This window comes from Pseudomonas sp. 3-2 (assembly GCF_019710535.1).
GTDB lineage: Bacteria > Pseudomonadota > Gammaproteobacteria > Pseudomonadales > Pseudomonadaceae > Aquipseudomonas > Aquipseudomonas pharyngis.
In genome coordinates, this window is record NZ_CP081200.1 from 5,422,501 (window position 1) to 5,439,036 (window position 16,536).

Below are 16,536 nucleotides of genomic sequence, written 5' to 3' on the forward strand. Positions count from 1 at the left end.
CGTCAACACTTAATTTCGCTTTTCTTGAAAAACCTGCTTCTTACCCATCAAACGCGGGATCCGACGGGTCAAGGGAGGAATTCGCAGCGCTAGAAGGAAAACACCTATAAAGGCATAGATCGCCCACTCTTTGAGATCGGCACGTACGATCCATAACATATGCAGCAATCCCAACCCGAGAATCACATACACCAACCGGTGCAGCTTCTTCCAGCGGGTACCTAAACGGCGCTGGCTGTATCGGTTGGAGGTAACCGCCAATGCCAACAATCCCAGAAAACCCAAAGCACCCACAATAATGTAAGGACGCTTGCGCAGTTCGACGCCCAGTTGCGACCAGTCAAAACCGAGAATGAACGCCATATAGCTGCAAAGATGCAGAACCACATAGGCAAAACACCAAAGCCCCAACTGCCTGCGCACAGCAATCCACCCGGCCCACCCCGTAAGCTTCTGCAACGGCGTCATACTCAAGGTGATCAACAGCAACACCAATGTCCCGAGGCCCAGTCGATCAACCAGGACTTTCCCGGGATCAGGCCCAAGCAGATCCGCAAAGGCCTGATAGAACCAGAACAGCGGCCATATTGCCGCAGCCAGGAAAATACCTACGCGCCAGATCGGATATCGCATCAGTAGTTCTTCCGCAGATCGAGCCCTGTATATAAAGAAGCGACCTCGTCCGCATAGCCGTTGAACATCTGCGTATCACGCACATTCGGCTTGAACAGGCTGTTGGGCAACCGCCTCTCCCGCGCCTGGGTCCAACGTGGATGGTCGACCGTAGGGTTCACATTCGCATAAAACCCGTACTCATCCGCCGCAATGCTCTGCCAGGTCGTCTTTGGCTGCTCGCTGACCAGACTGATCCGCACGATGGATTTGACGCTCTTGAATCCGTACTTCCAGGGCACCACCAGACGCAAAGGCGCACCGTTCTGATTGGGCAATTCGCGGCCATACATACCTACCGCAAGAATCGCCAAGGGATTCATCGCCTCATCCAAGCGCAAACCTTCAACATAGGGCCAGTCGATCAGGGCAAATCCCGAACGCTGTCCGGGCATGCTCTTCGGATCCTGCAAGGTTTCGAAGCGAATGTATTTGGCATTGGAAGTAGGTTCTACCTGCTTCAACAGCGCCGACATGGGGAAACCAATCCAGGGAATCACCATCGACCACGCCTCAACACAACGAAGGCGATAGATGCGCTCTTCCAACTGGTAAGGCTTCATAAAGTCTTCCAGAGCATAACGCCCCGGCTTGCCCACCTCCCCGTCCACGACAACACTCCACGGTTCGGTTTTCAACGAACCCGCATTGGCCGCCGGGTCGCCCTTGTCGGTACCGAATTCATAGAAGTTGTTGTAATGGGTTGCGTCTTTGAAAGGTGTGATCGCCTCATCCTTGACGCTCACCGCCCCCCATTTGACAGAGGGCAGTTTCTCGGCAAACCAGGCGGGCGCCTTTCCGGCTTCGACATCGGCATAGCGGGCAGCCTCTTCGGCACTGGCCCAGCGCGGCAAAGTGCTCATGGCCAAACCGGCCGCGGTTGCTCCGAGCAATTGACGGCGAGAGAGATAAATGGATTCAGGCGTGACGTCCGACTCATGGCAGTCGGACGCTTTGGGGACTTTGATCAGCATGGCAACTCCGCAGCTTTGGAGGACAGATGCACCATAGACTGCGGAGTATGAGGGAAATTACATCACTCGGCGTGTTTGTGACGACGAAGATGCAACAGATACTGCACCGGGCCCGACGCGGCATAGGCGAGGAACACCAGCAGCAGAATGCGAGGCGGATCACTGAACACCACGGCAAACACCAGCACCACCGCCAGAATCGCCACGAAAGGCACGCGCCCCTTCAGATCCAGCTCCTTGAAGCTGTTGTATTTGATATTGCTGACCATCAGCATGCCGGCGGCCGCAACCATCAGCGCGACCAGGAACGACATCTTCGAACCCTGAATCCCGTAATCGCTGAACGCCCAGACAATCCCCGCAACAACGCCGGCAGCAGCCGGGCTGGCAAGACCGATGAAGTAGCGCTTGTCGGCGGTCCCCACCTGAGTGTTGAAACGCGCCAGACGCAACGCCGCACCCGCCACATAGATGAAGGCAACCATCCAGCCGACCTTGCCCATGTCACCCAGTGCCCAGCCGAAAGCCAGAAGCGCCGGCGCGACACCGAAGGCAACCATGTCCGACAACGAGTCGTACTCGGCACCGAACGCACTTTGGGTATTGGTCATGCGTGCCACGCGACCATCAAGGCCGTCGAGCACCATGGCGACGAAAATCGCGATGGCGGCAAAGGCGAAATACTTGCTCGCATTCGCCGCGTCCCCGGCACTCAAGGCAGCCTGGGCACTCATCGAGTTGATGATGGAATAAAACCCCGCGAACAGATTCGCAGTGGTGAACAGATTCGGCAGAAGATAGATACCACGATGCCGGACTTTACGGCCTTCTGCGTCATGCCCTTCTTCGATGTGCTCATCGATGGGCAGCAGGCTTTCGGCGTCTGAAGCCTGGTTCGGCTCTTCGGGACGTTCGCTCATGGACAGTACCTTGCAACGGATTGGACATTTTCGACAGGTGTCTGGGACGACGGTTCGGCCACAAACGATGCAGCTTTATACCAGAACCGCCGGCCCATACGAAAAAACGCGGCCGAGGCCGCGTTTTTTCATACAAGGTTCGACGACTTAGTTTTTGGCTTTGTCGACGATCTTGTTGGCACCGATCCACGGCATCATGGAGCGCAGCTGCTCGCCGATGATTTCGATACCGTGAGCGGCGTTGTTACGACGCTTGGCGGTCATCGAAGGGTAGCCGGTTGCGCCTTCGCTGATGAACATTTTGGCGTATTCGCCGTCCTGAATACGTTTCAGGGCGTTGCGCATGGCCTGACGGGATTCGGCGTTGATCACTTCCGGACCGGTCACGTACTCGCCGTATTCAGCGTTGTTGGAGATCGAGTAGTTCATGTTGGCGATGCCGCCTTCGTACATGAGGTCAACGATCAGCTTCAGTTCGTGCAGGCACTCGAAGTAGGCCATTTCCGGCGCATAGCCAGCTTCAACCAGAGTTTCGAAACCGGCTTTTACCAGTTCAACGGTACCACCGCACAGAACGGCTTGTTCGCCGAACAGGTCGGTTTCGGTCTCGTCCTTGAAGGTGGTTTCGATGATGCCGGTACGACCGCCACCAACGCCGGCGGCGTAGGACAATGCAACGTTCTTGGCGTTGCCCGAGGCGTCCTGATAGATCGCGATCAGGTCAGGGATACCGCCGCCTTTCACGAACTCGGAACGTACGGTGTGGCCCGGTGCTTTCGGCGCGATCATGATCACGTCGAGGTCGGCACGCGGAACAACCTGGTTGTAATGGATCGCGAAGCCGTGGGAGAAGGCCAGTGTGGCGCCTTTCTTGATGTTCGGCTCGATTTCGTTCTTGTACAGCTGGGACTGGAACTCGTCCGGGGTCAGGATCATGACCAGGTCGGCACCGGCAACAGCGGCAGCCACGTCGGTCACTTTCAGGCCGTGGGCTTCAGCCTTGGCAACGGTAGCCGAACCTTTACGCAGACCGACGGTAACGTCGACACCGGAATCTTTCAGGTTGCACGCCTGGGCGTGGCCCTGGGAGCCGTAACCGATGATGGCAACTTTCTTGCCCTGGATGATCGACAGGTCGCAGTCTTTATCGTAGAAAACTTTCATGAATTTCCCCTTTATATCCAGGCCGTTCAGGCCATTCGCTAATTTGGTTTAGATGCTGAGTACTTTGTCGCCGCGGGCAATACCGGTGACGCCACTGCGGACGGTCTCCAGAATCGATGCGGTGCCGATGGACTGAATGAAGCTGTCGAGCTTGTCGCTGGTACCGGTCAATTGAACGGTATACACGCTGGCGCTGACGTCGACGATCTGTCCACGGTAAATATCGGTGGTGCGTTTGATCTCGGCGCGCTGGGCGCCAGTGGCCTTGACCTTGACCAGCATCAGTTCGCGCTCGATGTGAGCGCTTTCCGACAGGTCCACCAGCTTGACCACTTCGATCAGCTTGTTCAGGTTTTTGGTGATCTGCTCGATGATTTCATCGTGACCGACGGTGGTCAGCGTCAGACGCGACAGGGTCGGGTCTTCGGTTGGCGCCACGGTCAGGCTTTCGATGTTGTAGTTGCGCTGCGAGAACAGGCCGACTACGCGAGACAAAGCACCGGGTTCGTTTTCCAGAAGCAAGGAAATAATGTGCCGCATGATTAGGTACGCTCCGTCTTGCTCAGCCACATATCGCGCATCGAGCCGTCTTTGATCTGCATCGGATAGACGTGCTCGCTGGTGTCGACCGAAATGTCGATCACCACCAGGCGATCTTTCATGGCGAACGCCTCTTCCATCTTCGACTTCAAATCTTTCGATTCGGTGATGCGCACGCCGACGTGGCCATAGGCCTCGGCCAGCTTGACGAAGTCAGGCAAGGATTCCATGTAGGAGTGCGAGTGACGGCTGCCGTAACTCATGTCCTGCCACTGACGAACCATGCCCAGAACACCGTTGTTCAAGATGACGATCTTGACCGGCAAACCATATTGCAGGCAGGTCGACAGCTCCTGGATGTTCATCTGGATGCTGCCTTCACCGGTGACGCACGCAACATCGGTATCTGGGAAGCTCAAAGCGATACCCATCGCGGCCGGCAGACCGAAGCCCATCGTGCCCAGACCACCGGAGTTGATCCAGCGGTTCGGCTTGTTGAACTTGTAGTACTGCGCAGCAAACATCTGGTGCTGGCCCACGTCGGAGGTCACAAAGGCATCGCCCTTGGTCACTTCGCACAGTGTTTCGATCACGGTCTGTGGCTTGATCTTGCTGCCGTCGCCCTTGTCGTAAGGGAACAGGCCACGATCACCGCGCCACTCGTCAACCTGCTTCCACCAGCTGGCGACCGCTTCCTTGTTCGGGGTTTCGCCGATTTCCTTGAGGATCGCGACCATTTCAGTCAGGACGCTCTCCACCGGACCAACGATTGGCACGTCGGCCTTGATGGTCTTGGAAATCGAAGCCGGGTCGATGTCGATGTGAATGATCTTGGCGTTCGGGCAGAACTTCGGCGCGCCGTTGATCACGCGATCGTCGAAACGCGCACCGACCGCCAGGATCACGTCGGCATGGTGCATCGCCAGGTTAGCGGTGTAGCTGCCGTGCATGCCGAGCATGCCGATGAACTGACGGTCAGTGCCAGGGTAGGCACCCAGGCCCATCAAGGTATTGGTAACCGGCAGGTTGAGCATTTGCGCCAGTTCGGTCAGCGGCGCGGAGCCGTTGCCGAGAATCACGCCACCGCCGGAGTACAGCACGGGACGCTTGGCCGCCAGGAGCATTTCTGCCGCCTTGCGGATTTGCCCGGAGTGACCGCGAACGGCCGGGCTGTAGGAACGCAGTTTGGCTTTCTTCGGGAAGATGTATTCGAACTTCTCGGCCGGGTTGGTCATGTCTTTCGGGATATCGACCACGACCGGGCCCGGACGACCGGATTGCGCCAGGTAGAAGGCCTTCTTCATGACTTCCGGGATTTCCGAGGCGTGCTTGATCATGAAGCTGTGCTTCACGATCGGCCGGGAGATACCGATCATGTCGGTTTCCTGGAACGCGTCGGTACCGACCATGGTGCTTGGCACCTGACCGGAAATGATCACCATTGGAATCGAATCCATATAGGCAGTGGCAATACCGGTGATGGCGTTTGTGGCGCCTGGACCGGAAGTCACCAATACCACGCCGGCTTTACCAGTGGCACGGGCGTAGCCGTCAGCCATATGGGTAGCCGCTTGTTCGTGACGAACCAGGATGTGGGTTACTTCCGGTTCTTTGAACAGGGCATCGTAAACATGAAGGAGAGCACCACCCGGGTACCCGTAGATATATTTGACGCCTTCGTCACGCAAAAAGCGGACGAGCATCTCACCGCCAGATAAAAGCTCCACGTTGTTCACCTCTAAAACGCCAGAATACCGTCCACAAAAAGGCGAACGGGTCTTAATAGGTTTACTTCTCGGCAGAGCATGAGCGACGGTGGTCGCCGACTACGTCAGCACTGACTGAGCAAGTATTGGGATCGTCCCAAGTGTTGCGGGCCTTTCCCACCCAGCGCGAGGTAACGCGTTGCGGGTGTAACAGGTCGACGCGGATATGCGCCTCATGATCTGCCGAGAGGGTCTGCTTCTGGCAGTCCCTGTACAGCGGACTTTGGATTCTTCTGTTTCGCCCTCTGCAAGTCAAGCCGTCTATGTGCTTAATTGTGGGTAAGCACATGAGAACGCAAGAAAAAACCTGGAAACCGCTACTCTGTTAGCTTCAATTGCGCAGTTTTGCCAAGGAATCAGCATGCGAACGCTTCTCCTAATTCTGTTAATCAGCGCCAGCCCATGGTGCATGGCCGCTCAGATCTACAAATGGGTCGATGCCCAGGGCGTCACCCATTTCGATCAGCAGCCACCTCAGGGGCAGTCATCCACCGCCGTGGAGACGCCCTCCTCGCCCGCGCCAAAACCTGCCGCACTACCTGGCGGCGGAACGCTGGGCGATCAGAAAGCCATCGATGACAAGGTCAAGAAGCAAGTGGCCGAACAACAGAATCAACTCAAGGCATTTTGCGAACAGGCGCGCACGAATCTCGCGCAACTGCAGAACAATCCGCGCTTGAGGGAGGAGGTGGAGGGAGAACTGCGGCGTCTGAGCGACGACCAGCGACAGCAACGTACTGACGAGGCAAAGAAACAGATAGCGGAAAACTGCCAGTGACGACTGGCAGCTCCCGGTTCAGCGTGAAGCGGTGATCAGCAGGTCGAACTCTTTGAGCAACACCTGAAGCTGCCGATCCTTGCCCTGCAGGTTGCGTTGGGCAAAAACCATTTCGGCCATTTCCTGAATGCCCGAGGCATTGGGCAATGGCAGATCCTGTTCGAGGATCATCTTCATCCGCGGCAGGAAGATCCATTGCAACCACTGCTCGAAATCAAGCGTGTCGACCGAAAACGGCTCGACGCTGCTCAGGGCTTCGACCGAGGGCTGGACGTCATCCCACCAGCCCTGGGCGCGCAGTTCGCGCTCGATCAACAGCAATTGATCGGCGACTTTGGAGAAACGACTGTCCATCACAGCGAAACCTTGGCCTTCTGACGGGCCAGAGTGGCGCCGGCGGAATCACCTTGTTTCTCACGCGCCTGAGCGATCAATTCCCACAGACTGGCCTGCAAGTCCGGACGACCATTGGCCATGGTCAGTGCGCGACGAGCGGTCTGCTCGGCTTGCGGCGCATCGCCCTGGGCCATGCGCACCTGCGCCAGACGGTAAAGCACTTGCGGCTCGCGCGGTGCTACACGCTGCGCACGCTCCAGGCTGGAGGACGCGCCGTTGAGGTCGCCACCGGCCTGCTGCTGTTGCGCAGTGGTCAACAGAGCGAGAACCGGGCCATCCAGTTGTTCATCGGCAGACAGACCACCGCCGCTGCTGGCCGAAGGAATGCCGCTCGGCGTCGAAGGCATGCTGTAGCTGCCGGAGCTGATCGGCGCCGACTCGACCGCCGACGGGTTGTACGGCCCCGGCGTGATGCCGCCGGACGCCGGGCCCGGAACGATCGGCGAAGTGCTGATCGGCGCCGAAGCCGCTGCGCCGCCCGGCACCATCACTACCACACCGGTATCGCCTTGCGGGATCGCTTGGGTCTGGGCCTGTGCAGGACGTTTCACCGTCGTTTGACGGAAACCGCCATTGGCCGAAATGCGCTCGCTGTTGGACACGGCGGTGCCGGAATCCACGACCGGGATCGAACCACGCTGTACGGTGGAGCAGCCGCTGAGCAAAGCCACGGCGGTCACCGCTGGAATCAACCACTTGTTCACTTGAAACCCTCTTTGCTTAATTCATCCAGCCCTTGACCCAATCCATCACCGACTCGCCCGATGCCGGGCTTTCGCCCGCACAGGAGGCGCCGGGTGGCGGTTCGCTGCCGCGAATATACGGCATCTGCACGGCGCCCGGACAGTTGGCATCGGAGCCTTGGCCGGTACGCGAATCGACCCAGGCCTGCACCACGTTATCCGGCTGCGGCATGTCCAGCGGCAGCGGATCGGCCTTGCGCATGAAACTGGTCCAGACCTGCAACGCACCGGTGGCCCCGGTGAACGGCGTCTTGCCGTTGTCGTCGCGGCCGAGCCAGACTACCGCCAGCAGATCCTGGCTGAAGCCGGCAAACCAGCTGTCGCGCGAATCGTTACTGGTGCCGGTCTTGCCCGCCAGTGTCAGGGTTCTTGGCAACACGTTATAAACCGAACTGCCGGTGCCTTCACGCATGACCCGCTGCATGGCGTTCTGGATCAGGTAGATCGAGGCCGGGTCGAAACGCTGCTCGATCTGGAACGGATAACGCTTGAGCGGTTCGCCGTCGGCAGTCAGCACGCTGCGAATCCCGCGCATCGGCGTATTGAAACCACCGTTGGCAAGCGTCTGGTACATGGTCGCGACTTCGATCGGGGTCATGCCGCCCGCACCGAGCAGCATCGACGGGAACGCCGGAAACTCGCGGGTCACGCCCAGGCGCCCCAGCGTCTTGAGGACATTCGGAACGCCAACCGCCAGACCGAGACGCGAGGTCGACAGGTTGTAGGAATGTGCCAGCCCCTGATACAGGAACACCGTACCGTGGGAGCGACGGTCATAGTTCTGCGGTTTCCAGACCTGACCATCCGCACCCTTGATTGAAAGCGGCTCATCCGACAACCAACTGGTCAACGTGTACTGGCTCGGCTTTTCCAGTGCCGTCAGATAAACCGCCGGCTTGATCAGCGAGCCGATCGGCCGTACCGCATCCAGCGCGCGGTTGAACCCGGCAAAACTCGCCTGACGGCTGCCGATCATGGCCTGGACTTCGCCGGTTTCCGGGTTGGTAACGACCATCGCCGCTTCCACGTCGTCGGAGCCCTTGCGACCGGACAGGCGCTTGAAAGTGTCGTTGACCGACGCTTCGGCTTTCATCTGCAGAATCGGATCGAAGCTGGTGAAAATCCGCAGGCCTTCTTCGGTCAAGTCTTCGTCGCGGTAGTCTTCACGCAACTGGCGTTTGACCAGATCGATGAAGCCCGGAAACGAACTGTCGGCCAGCTTGCCGCGCGTGGTTACGCCCAGCGGCATTTTCTTCGCGGCAGCCACCTGCTCGGCGGAGGCGACACCCTGCTGCTCAAGCACATCGAGCACCAGATTGCGTCGCTCCAGCGCCCGCTCCGGGTTGCGACGCGGGTTGTAATAGGACGGCCCTTTGACCATGCCGACCAACAACGCGACCTGGTGCAGCTTCAGCTCAGACAAAGGCTGCGCAAAGAAAAACTGGCTGGCCAGACCGAAACCGTGCACCGCTCGCTGACCGTCCTGACCGACAAAGACTTCGTTGAGGTACGCCTCGAGGATTTCCTTTTTGTCGTAATGCAGCTCGAGCAGCATCGCCATCATCGCTTCGGTGAGCTTGCGGGTCAGGCTGCGTTCGTTGGTGAGGTAGAAGTTCTTGACCAGTTGCTGGGTCAGTGTACTGCCGCCCTGAGTCATCTTGCCGCCCGAGGTGTTGACCCAGACTGCGCGGGCAATCGATTTCGGCGATACGCCCCAGTGGCTGTAGAAATCCCGGTCTTCCACGGCGACCAGGGTTTCCAGCAGATACGGCGGCACCTGATCGAGCTTGATCAGAATCCGGTCTTCAAGATTTTTCGGGTAGATACCGCCGATCATCAGCGGCTCCAGGCGTACCACGGAGAGCTTTGAACCGTTGATCGCCGAGAGTTCGGCCACGTAATCGCCGGAGAACCGCACGCGCACTGGCTGCGGTTTCTCGAGGCCTTCATAGAATTGAAAGCCACGGGTATTCAGATCAACCGTGTTGCCATTGACCGCCGCCGCGCCGGGACCGTTGCTCACGGCTTCGCGGCGATAGCCCAGGGCATCGAGTTCGGTGAGGAAATCGTCCTTGCTCAGCTTTTGTCCGACGAACAGCTCGAGCGGACGCGCGTACACCTTGGCCGGGATGGTCCAGCGCTTGCCGGAGAACTTCTCCTGCACCACGGCATCGAGGTAAACGGCGAAGCCGGCCAGCACCACAAGGCCGACCAGACTGAGTTTAAGGGCCCAGCCCAACCATGGGCGCAGGCCCCGGGAAGCTGGTTTTTTAGGGGAACGGGGGGATCGAGTACGAGTCATGGCGGCGGATTATACGCACTTTATTCATACTCAACAGGAGCGCTCCGAGGTTTGCGTCGGGCTGGCGAGCGGCCATAATGAGCGCCTTGAATTTCCCCCAGTCTCTGAAGGATCGTCCGTGAGCCAGTCCCTGATCGCTGCCCTGCAAAACCCGGCCCTCTACCCGCATCCCGTCGAAGGGTTCCAGGTCATCGAAACCCATATCTCGTGGGTGCTGCTCACCGGTCCCTACGCTTATAAAGTGAAGAAACCGGTGAATTTCGGATTCCTCGACTTCACCAGCCTCGACTCCCGCGAGCACTTCTGCGGTGAAGAGCTGCGCCTGAACCAGCGCCTGACCGAAGATTTGTATCTGGAAGTGATTCCAGTGACCGGCAGCGCCGAAGCCCCGCAACTGGGTGGCGAAGGCCCGGCCATCGAATACGTGCTGAAAATGCGCCAGTTCCCGCAGACCGGCCTGCTCAGCACCCTGCAAGCCAACGGCGAGCTGACCACCGCGCACATCGACGCGATGGCCGAGCAGATCGCCCGCTTCCACCTCAACGCGCCGAAAGTCCCGGCCGAACACGATGCCGGCACGCCTGAAAGCGTGATGGCGCCGGTGCGTCAGAACTTCGAACAGATCCTGCCTTTCCTCAGCGACAAGAACGACCTGCTGCAACTCGACGCCCTGCAAGCGTGGGCGGAAAGCAGCTTCGATCGCCTCAAGCCGCTGTTCGCCCAGCGCAAGGCCGACGGCTTCACTCGCGAGTGCCACGGTGACATTCACCTGGGCAACGCCACGTTGATCGACGGCAAAGTCGTGATCTTCGACTGCATCGAATTCAACGAACCGTTCCGCTTCACCGACGTCTGGGCCGACACCGGTTTCCTGGCAATGGACCTGGAAGACCGTGGCCTGAAATCCCTCGCCCGTCGTTTCATCAGCCAATACCTGGAACTGACCGGCGACTATCAAGGCCTGGAAGTGCTGAACTTCTACAAGGCTTACCGCGCCCTGGTGCGTGCGAAGGTTGCACTGTTCAGCATGCCGGCCGATGCCACTCCGGTGCAGCGTGCTACCACCCTGCGCCAGTACCGCAACTACGCCAACCTGGCGGAAAGCTACAGCACCATTCCTTCGCGCTTCATGGCGATCACCCATGGCGTTTCCGCGGTCGGTAAAAGCCACGTGGCCATGCGTCTGGTGGAAGCGCTGGGCGCGATCCGCCTGCGCTCCGATGTCGAGCGCAAACGCCTGTTCGGCGAGCAAACCGTTGCCAATGATGTTCAGGCCGGGATCTACAGCGCCGATGCCAGCACCGCGACTTATGCTCGCCTGCATGAAATCGCCGAAGTGATCCTGCACGCCGGTTTCCCGGTGGTGATCGACGCCACTTACCTCAAGCGCGAACAACGCGACAACGCCGCCAAGGTTGCCGAAGCCACCGGCGCGCCATTCCTGATCCTCGACTGCAATGCTCCGCAGGCAGTGATCGAGAGCTGGCTGGCGATTCGTCAGGCAGATAAAAAGGATCCGTCCGACGCGACCCTCGCCGTGATCGAAGCACAACAGGCCAACCGCGAAGCCCTGACGCCGGAAGAAATCCTGCGCAGCAAACGCGTGCAGACCAATGAATCCGGCACCCTGGATACCGTCGTGGCGCAAATCCGCCAGCGTCTGCCCGGCCTGTAAGAAACTATTTCGGCCGTGAAGCCCTCGCTCGCTTCACGGCCGTCAAATAGTGGCACTATACTGGCGTCATAAAACCAACAGGTGATTTGACATGAGCCAGCCGAAACTTCTCGACACCCCGCTTTATGCCTTGCTGCACAAAGACGACATCACAGGTTTCAACAATGAACGGCCGAAAGACGGCCCGATCGACATGGTCGGCGGTGATTTTCGTGGTCTCGACCTACGCGAACTGAACGCCGATGGCGTGGATTTCCGGGACGCCTACTTCCGTTCCGCCGACCTGCGCGGCATCGACTTTCGCAACGCTTCGCTGGAGGGCGCGAGCCTGGCCCACGCACAGATTTCCGGTGCCTACTTCCCGCCGGAGCTGAGTGCCGACGAAATCCTGATGTCGATGAATTTCGGTACGCGCCTGCGTTATCGCACTCGCTGAAGCTTTTAAAAACCTGAACCGTCCAGCGCCCCCGCTTTGCGCTGGACTGCGTGCTGTTGGTAATTCCCCCTCGCCCTGCTCCGTGCAGATTCATCAGCGAAAAACTGACGTTTCTTAGAAGCGTTTGCGTCGAACCCGACCAAACAACCACGCTTTTCCTACTGATGGCTACACTCCTGAGAAGCTCGCCCACGCACCATTCGGCCGTCGCAAGGAGGCTTGATGAATGATGAACTGCAACACCTGAAGAATCTTGGCAAGACGTCGGCGCAATGGCTGCATGCCGTGGGCATCCATAGCGCCTCCGACTTGCGTCGCCTGGGCGCGGTGGATGCCTATCGCGCCGTGCGTACCCGCGGGTTCCGGGCGTCGAAGGTGTTGTTGTACGCGATCGAAGGAGCACTGATGGATGTGCACTGGAACGACATACCCGCCGAACGCAAGGATGCGCTGAACAAGCAGTTGGAAGCCATTTCCTCTCGCCACAAGAACTGACGGGCACTGACCGCCATGTACCTGCTCGGGGAACAATCGGCCAAGGCCGATGCATTGATCAACCACTTGCAGAGCTTGCCTGCGCAATGGCTCGAAGGCCTGGCGCCGTGCGGGCCGGCGCTGGAACTGGAAGCCACGGATGATTTGCTGACACGCTTGCCGGACGACCAATTGTTCTTGCTCATGCAAGGTGTCATCACCGGCAGAGTGAGCGGTCGCGGTCTGTTCTATTGGCATGAGGGGGACCTCATCGGCCTGCAGCAGGGGCCGGAATGGGCTGATTGCGCCTTGGGCACGGATAACCCGCTGACGTTGCTGCCCTATCGACGAAGTGATTTGTTTCAGCATGTGTATAGCGATTCATCTCGCTCGGAGCAGTTTCTGCGCTACCTGCTGGGGCAAATGGCGCTGCTGGCCCACGCCGTTGCCGAGTTCAAGCCACGTGAGTTTCGCAGCACCAATGGGTTCAAGCGTGTCGAGGCCGGAGACGTTCTGATACGCCAGGGCGATGTCGCTGACCATGTATTCGTGATTATCGAAGGACACGCCGAAGCCTTTGTTAATGGGCACAAGGTAGGCGATGTGCCCAAGGATGAGATCTTCGGCGCAATGGCTGTATTCACTGGCGAACCGCGCAACGCAACGGTCATTGCCCGGGAAGCGAGCACGGTGATGCTGATTCCCGGCGATCAGTTTCTGAGCATGACCCGCACCAATCCGAAAATCGCCCACAGCCTGATCGAAAGCATGGCGCGGCGTATCGACCAGCTCAACAAGCAGCTCACGGGATTTAACAGCCAGAACTGAAGCCCTGTTCACGGGGCGTTTACGCCATTGCCGGGACAAAACGACAGAAATGAAAAAACAGCAGTTGACTCGCTAATGAGAATCGCTATGATTATCACAACTGATCGCGAGATCAGTCGATATTCTGAAAAGCCCTTGGTTCGGACTCTCAGATTATCTCCTCATCAGGCTAATCACGGTTATTTGACCCGGTTTTTACCGGGTCTTTTTTTGCCTGTGGAAAAGTCATTCCTTGCCGAACTGCTTACGCATCTGCGCGCAATAATCCGGTTTCGGCGTGGCTGGGGTGAGCCAGACATAATCAGCCATCGCCGCCGTAACCCCACTGCCCTGCTCCGCCAGCATCAACACCGTCGGCGCTTGCGGCGCGCCCAGATCCAGCACATGCAGCGGCACCCCGACATCTTTGCGCGCGTGATACGCACCCGCCAGTAACAAGGCAGGCGCAGGCGCTGCCAGCAAACGCGAGGCCATGCGCCGATCCCGCTGTTGCTGAACGGCCAGCATCGCCGGCATTTGTGATGACGGCAGCAAGCCGCAGTGAGAATCGCCGATCTGCTCCAACAGCGTCTCTTTCACAGATTTGGCATTGCTGCGCTCACCGCTCAGAACCGGAGGATCGCGATAGAACGCGCGGATTTCGATGTTATCGAGGTTCGCCGCCAGCAACGGCCAGGATTGCGTCAGGGCGAACCGCACAATCGGGCCGTAGAGATTCCAGTCCCAACCGTCCTGCCAGGCCAATGCAGCAGGAAGATCAGCCGGTGGCGTTGACGCATGTCGTACGTCATCAACCCGCGACTGTTGATCGGGTGTCAGCATTTCCAACAGGAGACTGCCCTGGGGCCGCGCCTTTTCCAGGTTCTGTAACAGCCACAATTGAAGGGCATGGTGATCAGCGTTGTCATGCTGCTCACCAACAATCACCTGCGATGGACTGCTCAACCGAGCCAGTAATTGCTGCGCCGTCAGATGCTCGCCGCTGCGCAAATCACGGATCTCGCCCACGACCGGGGGCGCCGCAACATGCTGGCAACCTGCAAGCCACAACACCGCCAACAGCAAAATCCCGCGCATACACTCACCTCGATGACGAAATCAGCGGGCGATGATCAGCGGATGCCCGCGCTCCGGGTGCGGCTGCACCAGCACTTCCAGACCGAACACCGCCTTCAGCGATTCCGGACGCAATACCTGCTGCGGCGTGCCCAGCGCAACCGGGCGCCCGCCTTCCAGCAGCAGGATGCGATCACAATAGCGCGCCGCCAGATTCAGATCATGCAGGATCACCAGCACCGCCGCGCCGCGATCGGCAAATTCGCGCACCGCTTGCAGCGTCGTGTGTTGATGCAACGGATCAAGCATCGAGGTCGGCTCATCAAGCAGCAGAGTCTGCCCCGCCTGCCCCGGCCAGAGTTGCGCCAGCACCCGCGCCAGATGCACCCGTTGACGCTCGCCGCCGGACAGCGCCAGATAACTGCGGCCACTCAGGTGTCCGGCATCGGCCGCCCGTAATGCGGCAGCGACGATCTCGTCGTCGCGCACCCGCCCGCTCTGATAAGGCAGACGCCCCATGCCGACCACTTCCTCAACACGAAAGGCGAAATCCAGGGTCGACACCTGCGGCAGCACCGCCAGCCGCTGGGCGCGCTGAGTGCCTCTCCAATGACTCAAGGCCTCACCGTCCAGCAGCACTTCCCCCTCGTGCGCGCTCAACTCACCGCACAACGCGCCGAGCAAGGTACTTTTACCGGCGCCATTCGGCCCCAACACGCCAAGCACTTCGCCCGGTTCGAGTTGCAGGCTGACATCGGCCAGAACGGTCTTGCGGCCACGGCGGATGTGCAGATTGTGCGCACGCAGCATCAGGCACGCCCTCGCAGCAACAGATAAAGGAAGAACGGCGCGCCGATGAATGCGGTGACGATACCGATCGGCAACTCTGCCGGCGCCAGTGCCAGACGTGCAACCAGATCCGCCAGCAGCAACAGACTGGCGCCGGCCAGCACCGACGCCGGCAGCAATACCCGGTGATCCGGCCCGGCGAGCAAGCGCACCAGATGCGGCACCACCAGCCCGACGAAACCGATCATCCCTGCCGCCGCCACCGCCGCACCGACACCCAGCGCCGTGCAAAACACCAGCTCGCGCTTGAGCCGTTCGACATCGATCCCCAGATGCCCGGCTTCCGACTCGCCGAGCAACAATGCATTGAGTGCCGTCGCCCGACGCGGAAGCCAAAGTGCAACACCGGCAGTGATGATCAGCAGCGGCCACAACCGCGCATAGCGCGCGCCGTTAAGGCTGCCCAGGTTCCAGAACGTCAACGTGCGCAATGTGGCGTCGTCGGCCAGATAGGTAAACAGCCCCACCGCCGAACTGGCCAGCGCGGTCAGGGCAATCCCCGCCAGCAACATGGTCGCCACGTTGGTCTGCCCGTTGCGGCGGCCGAGTCGATAGACCAGCGCAGTTACGCCAAGGCCACCGAGAAACGCACAAACCGACAGCAGATAAGGCCCGAACCACTCTGGCAGCCCGCCAAAAAACGAGCCGCCGACGATCGCCACCGCCGCGCCCAGCGCCGCGCCACTGGAGACCCCCACCAACCCCGGATCGGCCAGCGGATTGCGAAACAGCCCCTGCATCGCCACACCGGACAGGGCAAGCACGCCGCCGACTGCCAGCCCGAGCATCGTACGCGGCAGACGAATCTGCCCGAGAATCAGTTCAGCCTGCTCCAGCCCGTCCGGCGCCAGCGGCACACCGATCATGCGCAGCGCAGCGCGCAAGGTATCGAACAACGGCAGACTGACCGGCCCCAATGCCAGAGACAGCCAGATCGCCAGCAGACACAGCAGGATCAGGCCG

Annotated in this window: 17 protein-coding genes; 5 read left to right on the forward strand and 12 right to left on the reverse strand. The window is 59.5% G+C overall.

Annotated elements, in window-relative coordinates; genetic code table 11:
* Nucleotides 1–9: 9 nt before the first annotated feature.
* The 6 genes from msrQ to K3819_RS24590 form a co-directional block, all read right to left on the reverse strand.
* On the reverse strand, nucleotides 10–633 hold the full coding sequence (msrQ, locus tag K3819_RS24565; protein ID WP_221398104.1) for a protein-methionine-sulfoxide reductase heme-binding subunit MsrQ: 624 nt from the start codon (nucleotides 631–633) through the stop codon (nucleotides 10–12).
* On the reverse strand, nucleotides 633–1,646 hold the full coding sequence (gene msrP / locus K3819_RS24570) for a protein-methionine-sulfoxide reductase catalytic subunit MsrP (protein WP_221398105.1): 1,014 nt from the start codon (nucleotides 1,644–1,646) through the stop codon (nucleotides 633–635). Before msrP ends, msrQ begins: the two co-directional genes overlap by 1 nt.
* 62 nt (nucleotides 1,647–1,708) lie before the next feature.
* Nucleotides 1,709–2,566 (reverse strand): CDP-diacylglycerol--serine O-phosphatidyltransferase, encoded by an 858-nt coding sequence (gene pssA / locus K3819_RS24575; protein ID WP_039771608.1) that lies wholly within the window; start codon nucleotides 2,564–2,566, stop codon nucleotides 1,709–1,711.
* A 147-nt stretch (nucleotides 2,567–2,713) separates the two neighbouring features.
* Nucleotides 2,714–3,730, reverse strand: coding sequence for a ketol-acid reductoisomerase (gene ilvC, locus K3819_RS24580; protein WP_007959661.1), 1,017 nt, complete (start codon nucleotides 3,728–3,730; stop codon nucleotides 2,714–2,716).
* Nucleotides 3,731–3,778: 48 nt separating this feature from the next.
* Nucleotides 3,779–4,270, reverse strand: a complete 492-nt coding sequence (ilvN, locus tag K3819_RS24585) for an acetolactate synthase small subunit (RefSeq protein WP_003205610.1) — start codon at nucleotides 4,268–4,270, stop codon at nucleotides 3,779–3,781.
* A 2-nt stretch (nucleotides 4,271–4,272) separates the two neighbouring features.
* Nucleotides 4,273–5,997, reverse strand: a complete 1,725-nt coding sequence (locus tag K3819_RS24590; RefSeq protein WP_221398106.1) for an acetolactate synthase 3 large subunit — start codon at nucleotides 5,995–5,997, stop codon at nucleotides 4,273–4,275.
* 400 nt (nucleotides 5,998–6,397) lie between these two features.
* Here K3819_RS24590 and K3819_RS24595 point away from each other — a divergent pair, with 400 nt between their 5' ends.
* Nucleotides 6,398–6,814 (forward strand): DUF4124 domain-containing protein, encoded by a 417-nt coding sequence (locus K3819_RS24595; protein WP_085612653.1) that lies wholly within the window; start codon nucleotides 6,398–6,400, stop codon nucleotides 6,812–6,814.
* Between the two features lie 18 nt (nucleotides 6,815–6,832).
* On the opposite strand, the gene K3819_RS24600 is transcribed toward K3819_RS24595, so the two are convergent.
* From K3819_RS24600 to mrcB, 3 genes are read right to left on the reverse strand one after another with little or no spacing between them, the layout of a single operon-like run.
* On the reverse strand, nucleotides 6,833–7,168 hold the full coding sequence (locus K3819_RS24600) for a YqcC family protein (protein ID WP_064599443.1): 336 nt from the start codon (nucleotides 7,166–7,168) through the stop codon (nucleotides 6,833–6,835).
* Entirely contained in the window at nucleotides 7,168–7,914 is a 747-nt protein-coding gene (locus tag K3819_RS24605) for a hypothetical protein (RefSeq protein ID WP_064599445.1), read from the reverse strand. Before K3819_RS24605 ends, K3819_RS24600 begins: the two co-directional genes overlap by 1 nt.
* Nucleotides 7,915–7,930: 16 nt before the next feature.
* Nucleotides 7,931–10,255, reverse strand: coding sequence for a penicillin-binding protein 1B (mrcB, locus tag K3819_RS24610; RefSeq protein WP_085612652.1), 2,325 nt, complete (start codon nucleotides 10,253–10,255; stop codon nucleotides 7,931–7,933).
* 118 nt (nucleotides 10,256–10,373) lie between these two features.
* On the opposite strand from mrcB, the gene K3819_RS24615 reads away from it, so the two are divergent.
* The 4 genes from K3819_RS24615 to K3819_RS24630 all read left to right on the forward strand — a co-directional run bounded on the left by K3819_RS24615 (nucleotide 10,374) and on the right by K3819_RS24630 (nucleotide 13,668).
* Nucleotides 10,374–11,930 carry a bifunctional aminoglycoside phosphotransferase/ATP-binding protein gene (locus tag K3819_RS24615; RefSeq protein WP_085612651.1) on the forward strand — a complete coding sequence of 519 codons (1,557 nt, stop codon included), beginning with the start codon at nucleotides 10,374–10,376 and terminating at the stop codon, nucleotides 11,928–11,930.
* Between the two features lie 91 nt (nucleotides 11,931–12,021).
* A complete protein-coding gene (locus K3819_RS24620; RefSeq protein WP_007959639.1) occupies nucleotides 12,022–12,366 on the forward strand; it encodes a pentapeptide repeat-containing protein in 345 nt (114 codons plus the stop codon).
* A gap of 222 nt (nucleotides 12,367–12,588) precedes the next feature.
* Nucleotides 12,589–12,861: a TfoX/Sxy family protein gene (locus K3819_RS24625; protein ID WP_003228231.1), complete on the forward strand. Its 273-nt coding sequence runs from the start codon at nucleotides 12,589–12,591 to the stop codon at nucleotides 12,859–12,861.
* Between the two features lie 15 nt (nucleotides 12,862–12,876).
* On the forward strand, nucleotides 12,877–13,668 hold the full coding sequence (locus K3819_RS24630; RefSeq protein ID WP_221398107.1) for a Crp/Fnr family transcriptional regulator: 792 nt from the start codon (nucleotides 12,877–12,879) through the stop codon (nucleotides 13,666–13,668).
* A gap of 225 nt (nucleotides 13,669–13,893) precedes the next feature.
* Here the strand turns inward: K3819_RS24630 and K3819_RS24635 are convergent, their stop codons facing one another.
* Genes K3819_RS24635 through K3819_RS24645 form a run of 3 tightly spaced genes read right to left on the reverse strand, consistent with a single transcriptional unit; the run spans nucleotide 13,894 to nucleotide 16,517 of the window.
* Nucleotides 13,894–14,745 carry a ChaN family lipoprotein gene (locus K3819_RS24635; RefSeq protein ID WP_085612649.1) on the reverse strand — a complete coding sequence of 284 codons (852 nt, stop codon included), beginning with the start codon at nucleotides 14,743–14,745 and terminating at the stop codon, nucleotides 13,894–13,896.
* 21 nt (nucleotides 14,746–14,766) lie between these two features.
* Nucleotides 14,767–15,534, reverse strand: a complete 768-nt coding sequence (locus K3819_RS24640; RefSeq protein WP_085612648.1) for a heme ABC transporter ATP-binding protein — start codon at nucleotides 15,532–15,534, stop codon at nucleotides 14,767–14,769.
* Nucleotides 15,534–16,517, reverse strand: a complete 984-nt coding sequence (locus K3819_RS24645; RefSeq protein WP_221399731.1) for an iron ABC transporter permease — start codon at nucleotides 16,515–16,517, stop codon at nucleotides 15,534–15,536. The genes K3819_RS24640 and K3819_RS24645 overlap by 1 nt, the downstream gene beginning before the upstream one ends.
* Nucleotides 16,518–16,536: the final 19 nt, after the last annotated feature.

Excerpts from the sequence above, each read along its gene's own strand:
- msrP (WP_221398105.1), bottom strand. The coding sequence starts at position 1,646 with ATGCTGATCAAAGTCCCCAAAGCGTCCGACTGCCATGAGTCGGACGTC.
- K3819_RS24595 (WP_085612653.1), top strand. The coding sequence starts at position 6,398 with ATGCGAACGCTTCTCCTAATTCTGTTAATCAGCGCCAGCCCATGGTGC.
- K3819_RS24625 (WP_003228231.1), top strand. The coding sequence starts at position 12,589 with ATGAATGATGAACTGCAACACCTGAAGAATCTTGGCAAGACGTCGGCG.
- ilvN (WP_003205610.1), bottom strand. The coding sequence starts at position 4,270 with ATGCGGCACATTATTTCCTTGCTTCTGGAAAACGAACCCGGTGCTTTG.
- K3819_RS24600 (WP_064599443.1), bottom strand. The coding sequence starts at position 7,168 with ATGGACAGTCGTTTCTCCAAAGTCGCCGATCAATTGCTGTTGATCGAG.
- K3819_RS24635 (WP_085612649.1), bottom strand. The coding sequence starts at position 14,745 with ATGCGCGGGATTTTGCTGTTGGCGGTGTTGTGGCTTGCAGGTTGCCAG.
- pssA (WP_039771608.1), bottom strand. The coding sequence starts at position 2,566 with ATGAGCGAACGTCCCGAAGAGCCGAACCAGGCTTCAGACGCCGAAAGC.
- ilvC (WP_007959661.1), bottom strand. The coding sequence starts at position 3,730 with ATGAAAGTTTTCTACGATAAAGACTGCGACCTGTCGATCATCCAGGGC.
- K3819_RS24630 (WP_221398107.1), top strand. The coding sequence starts at position 12,877 with ATGTACCTGCTCGGGGAACAATCGGCCAAGGCCGATGCATTGATCAAC.
- mrcB (WP_085612652.1), bottom strand. The coding sequence starts at position 10,255 with ATGACTCGTACTCGATCCCCCCGTTCCCCTAAAAAACCAGCTTCCCGG.
- msrQ (WP_221398104.1), bottom strand. The coding sequence starts at position 633 with ATGCGATATCCGATCTGGCGCGTAGGTATTTTCCTGGCTGCGGCAATA.
- K3819_RS24640 (WP_085612648.1), bottom strand. The coding sequence starts at position 15,534 with ATGCTGCGTGCGCACAATCTGCACATCCGCCGTGGCCGCAAGACCGTT.
- K3819_RS24620 (WP_007959639.1), top strand. The coding sequence starts at position 12,022 with ATGAGCCAGCCGAAACTTCTCGACACCCCGCTTTATGCCTTGCTGCAC.